The sequence below is a fragment of the Microcystis sp. M44BS1 genome (assembly GCF_020244875.1).
Lineage (GTDB): Bacteria > Cyanobacteriota > Cyanobacteriia > Cyanobacteriales > Microcystaceae > Microcystis > Microcystis panniformis.
Genome location: NZ_JADBVM010000257.1, coordinates 1 through 4298 on the forward strand (window position 1 = coordinate 1; position 4298 = coordinate 4298).

General features: G+C 49.3%; 4 protein-coding genes. All 4 read right to left on the bottom strand.

Features of this window, described 5'->3' with window-relative positions; translation table 11 throughout:
• Positions 1-58 precede the first annotated feature (58 nt).
• Positions 59-343: a hypothetical protein gene (locus IM515_RS19945; protein ID WP_287629404.1), complete on the bottom strand. Its 285-nt coding sequence runs from the start codon at positions 341-343 to the stop codon at positions 59-61.
• Positions 344-353: 10 nt separating this feature from the next.
• Positions 354-2099 (bottom strand): R3H domain-containing nucleic acid-binding protein, encoded by a 1746-nt coding sequence (locus IM515_RS19950; RefSeq protein ID WP_502881978.1) that lies wholly within the window; start codon positions 2097-2099, stop codon positions 354-356.
• A gap of 117 nt (positions 2100-2216) precedes the next feature.
• Complete coding sequence (gene ldpA / locus IM515_RS19955) at positions 2217-3218, bottom strand: circadian clock protein LdpA (protein ID WP_287629401.1); 1002 nt, start codon at positions 3216-3218, stop codon at positions 2217-2219.
• A gap of 320 nt (positions 3219-3538) precedes the next feature.
• The gene (locus IM515_RS19960; protein WP_002769671.1) at positions 3539-4120 is read right to left on the bottom strand and encodes a DUF3727 domain-containing protein; all 582 of its coding nucleotides are present in this window, start codon (positions 4118-4120) and stop codon (positions 3539-3541) included.
• Between the last annotated feature and the right edge of the window lie 178 nt (positions 4121-4298).

Genomic DNA, 4298 nt, shown 5'->3' on the forward strand with positions numbered 1-4298 from the left:
ATAATACAAAGACAACCAAAAGAAGTCAAGCGGTATCCTTAACAAGGGAACAGTCAAACTAGGAGCCGTGTGAGGTGAAAGTCTCATGCACGGTTCTGAATGGGAGGGGAGGTCGGTGACGACCTTCTCGACCCCTAATAATGCCCCGACGGGCATAACTATCGAGATAATCGATCGTGGTCGCTAGTTTAATCTTAGCCAGATCGAGACAGAGCTTAATTCTTTCAGCTAGGGGCATTTTGGCGCGCAATTCCGCCGCCGATTGGGGACGATGGATAATCCGGACGGCTACCGCACCGATCGCCGTTCTGTACCTAGAATGATGAGCGTGCGTCGCTGCCAATTCCCGACTCCTAAGCTGGATAGATGCGAATACGGCGATTCGGTTCCTCTCCGAAGCTATCGGATTGGAGACGGTAATGTTCCACTAATTCGTGCTGCATTTTCCGCACTTTCGCCGATCGCGGCAGTAACTCCACCGGTTGGCCGGTGGGAATAACGATTTGTTCCACCGCTAACCGGGCCTCCTCCAAAGCTTCGATCTCGTCATCGCTACCGCTGCGGGCAAATAAACGTAGATCTGCACCTTCCTGATTCATCGGGTCATCAATGCCCAAAATCCGCTTTAAACCGCGAGAAATTTGGGGCAGGGTATTGGATTTGATGCCGTGGATGGGAATTTGTCTTACTTTGGCAATTTGCCGCAATTTTGACTGATTTTTAACGTGGGAACGCAGGGCCAGCACCGCATCGGCCCCCTGTAAATCTTTGGTCAAAACGATCGGCAAATCTAGGGACTGTACTACCTGTTCGATCGGGGCGCGACTGACTCCGTAGGGATAGACATAAACCGGCCAATCTTCGCCATTGGGACCGGGGACGCGGACTTTTTCCGTTTCCGGTTCCTCCTGCAGCCAAGATTGTTCGAGGAGGCGATCGAAATCGTTTTCCCGGTTGAGAGGGCCCGCAGGGAAACGGGCCACGGGAGTCATCCGGCCATCGGCCCGCCATCCCTTGGGTTTATCCATTTCCGGCAGATAATTGCCGCGCAAAGGGGTCAGGTTTTCCGATTTTGGTTCTTCCTGAGCGACTTGTACTTTCCCCTCCTCATCTACCCAACGGATTTGGGCAATTGCTTCCCGTCCCCGCAGCAGTTGGTCGATCGTGGTAGATACGTCCTCGTGGATGACCCAGCGCTGACGTTCCAACATTTCGATGGCAATGTCAAAGGTGGGCGGTGCTTTGCGTTCTAAAACGGTCTTCTGAGAACCCCGGCGGCGCGCTTCTTCGTCTCCGAGAGTTACTGCCTGAATTCCCCCGACTAAATCCGATAAAGTCGGGTTTTTAATTAAATTTTCCAATTGATTGCCGTGGGCGGTTCCCACTAACTGCACTCCTCGCTCGGCGATCGTGCGAGCGGCCAGAGCTTCTAATTCCGTACCGATCTCATCAATCACGATCACCTCTGGCATATGGTTTTCCACTGCTTCGATCATGACTTGATGCTGCAATTCCGGACGGGCCACCTGCATCCGACGAGCGCGACCGATGGCCGGATGGGGAATATCTCCATCCCCGGCGATTTCGTTGGAGGTGTCGATAATCACTACCCGTTTATTGAGGTCGTCGGCTAAAACTCGGGCTATTTCCCGCAAGGCCGTGGTTTTCCCCACCCCCGGACGACCGAGCAGCAGCAGGGATTTTCCCGTTTCCACTAGGTCGTTAATCAGGGTGATCGTACCGAAAACGGCCCGACCGATACGACAGGTTAAACCGATAATTTCCCCGTCTCGATTGCGAATGGCACTGATGCGGTGCAGGGTGCGTTCAATCCCGGCGCGATTATCGCCGCTAAAACTGCCCACCCGGGCGATCGAATACTGGATTTCTTCTTTTGAGATCGGTTCGTCCCCCAGATCGATCGCCCCATCGGGAAAACGCGCTTCTGGTATGCGTCCCAAATCCATAACTACTTCGATCAGTTGATGCTGCCGCGGGTGTTCCTCGATTTTGCCGCGAATCCGCACAGGTAGAATTGCCAAGAGTTTGTTTAAATCTTCGGTAACTGGCATCCGAGAGGAGGGTAGGGTTTCTGGCATTAATAATAAAAGGTTTTGGCGATAATTGGCTGTTTTTATTTCCAAGATTTTCTTGGGGTCTAACACATTTATGGGTTAGTTGTCAATTAAAAAAATATTATAGTTTTTTGACCAAGGTTAGGCTTTTAATTGAGCAACGAGAATAGAAGCGGCTTTAACGGCTTCTTGGTAGGCTTGGGGGTCATTTTCAAGGTTAGGCTGGTCTAAATGCTCTAAAATTGGCAAAATCAATGAACGGGCGTAACTTCCATAGGCAATACCAGCGATTTTTTCTCTCAGTCCCAGTTGCCGTAATTTGGTCACGGTGTGGTCATTGGTTCCCCCAGCTAACTGCACAAATCCGGTTAGATTTTCGGAGAGGACTTTTTTGGCCATGTTAATGGCTGGGTGGGTGGTTCCTTTGCCGATATCGCCGCTCATCGGCCGGCCGTCCGTCTGCCAAATCAGAGGACAGCTTAGGGGTGAAATAGTTTCTCGCAGATAGTGGAGGTAATCAATGATATATTCATGATCTTGGCAACTTATGGCGAGGATTTTTAGGTTTTTACTTACAGTTGCGATCGCTGGCCAGAGTCGAGCAAATTCCTCTCCATGACCGACTTGGGTATGAATTTCGAGCGCATCGACTCCCATTTCAATAATTAAGGGGATAATTTCTTGGGGTTGACAGACACGGGATCTGGTCTCGATTATTTGCTGGGGACAAACGGGTAAGCAGCGACCGCAACCATAACAGCGCTGTTCGATCACTCCTCCCCTATCGATAGCATAAGCGGGACAGATTTTTTCGCAGGGACGGGGACAATCGACGGGACAGAGTTGCGGGTTAAAGATAGCTTTACGAAAGTGGGGATCTTCCCCGTCATTGAGACTGACCATTAACCAAGGTCGTCGATTTGGGGGGAATCCGGCGATTTTTTCGGCGGTTTCGATGCCTTCGCGGGCCGCAACAATCACGGCTCGGTCGGCGGCCACATCAATACAATCGGCCCCGGCGATAGTATAGGTCAAAGCGAGGTTGCGAATCGTGGGCAAATCCTGGTAACTGGCTCCACAGATGAGCTTGAACCAGTGACCCGCAACTAAGGACCAGAAGGGAGAGGAGTTTTTATCTAGCACTTTTTTATCCTATCGCAGCCAGCCCCTAAACGTCAGCCTTGTGCTGCTCTGATAGTAAATCTTCTGACTAAAGACTGATTATTAATTCTTCCTTTGGCATTAGTGCCTGTCTGAGGCTGCCCCTCACTTTTGCCAGCAAGCAGAGGCTAGCAGCCTATCCGATAGATAATAGGTTCGTCAGTGGTTAGGAAAATGTGTAATTAATTTAGGGAAAAAAATACCAAATCCGTTTTAATCACGACGATAATAAAATCCCGAAAGATATACTGTGACTAGATTGATCAAAAATTTTGCCAGGCGGATTTGGTAAGATCGTGTAATTAATCGAGTTCATCAAACAAAAGTTCCTCTAGAATTGGTCCCATACCGTCATCATCGGGGGAAACTAATTCAACTTTCCCTTCCGCATCACCGACGGCTAAGAATAACAAAGGAGCAAGGGGACTGTAAATCGAGTATTTTTGGTCTTCGGAAAAGAAACTGGCGAGAAATTGCAATTCTTCCGGCTCTGATGACGAGGAAGGTTCATCGCTGTCGATTTCTAAACTGAGAACATTATCTTCTTCTAGGGGAGGCAATTCACCGCTAACAGTCAAGGTGTGAGCAGTGGGTTTGAGCAATAGGTCTAATTCTGCTAAAACTGCCTTAGCATCGGCGAAAATCCGCTCGATTTCCTCGCTATCTTCGATTAAGAAGGCATCAGATTCTTCTTCCTCCGATTCCTCATCCCAAGCTAGAATCATCACCGGGGTATCCACGGGGACAAGAAGCATATAGGTAAGGTCATCGGTTTCATAGGCATTCTCAATATAACAGTCTAGCGATCGACCTTGCTCATCCCACAGGGTTATGATATCCGCTTCTTCGAGTTCGTTTTCTTGAAAATTAAATTGAGGGGACATAGGCTCTCAAACGCTACTGATTGAATCAGAATATCATGAGTTGACATCCTCGCCGCCCTAAAAGTGCGGCGATTCCTAAACCTCACGATTTAAGTTTCTGCTTCCACCACCGTCGCATACCACAGTTAAAAAACCATGTACTGTCTTACACAGAGTCCACAGACTTTCGCCCCATTTC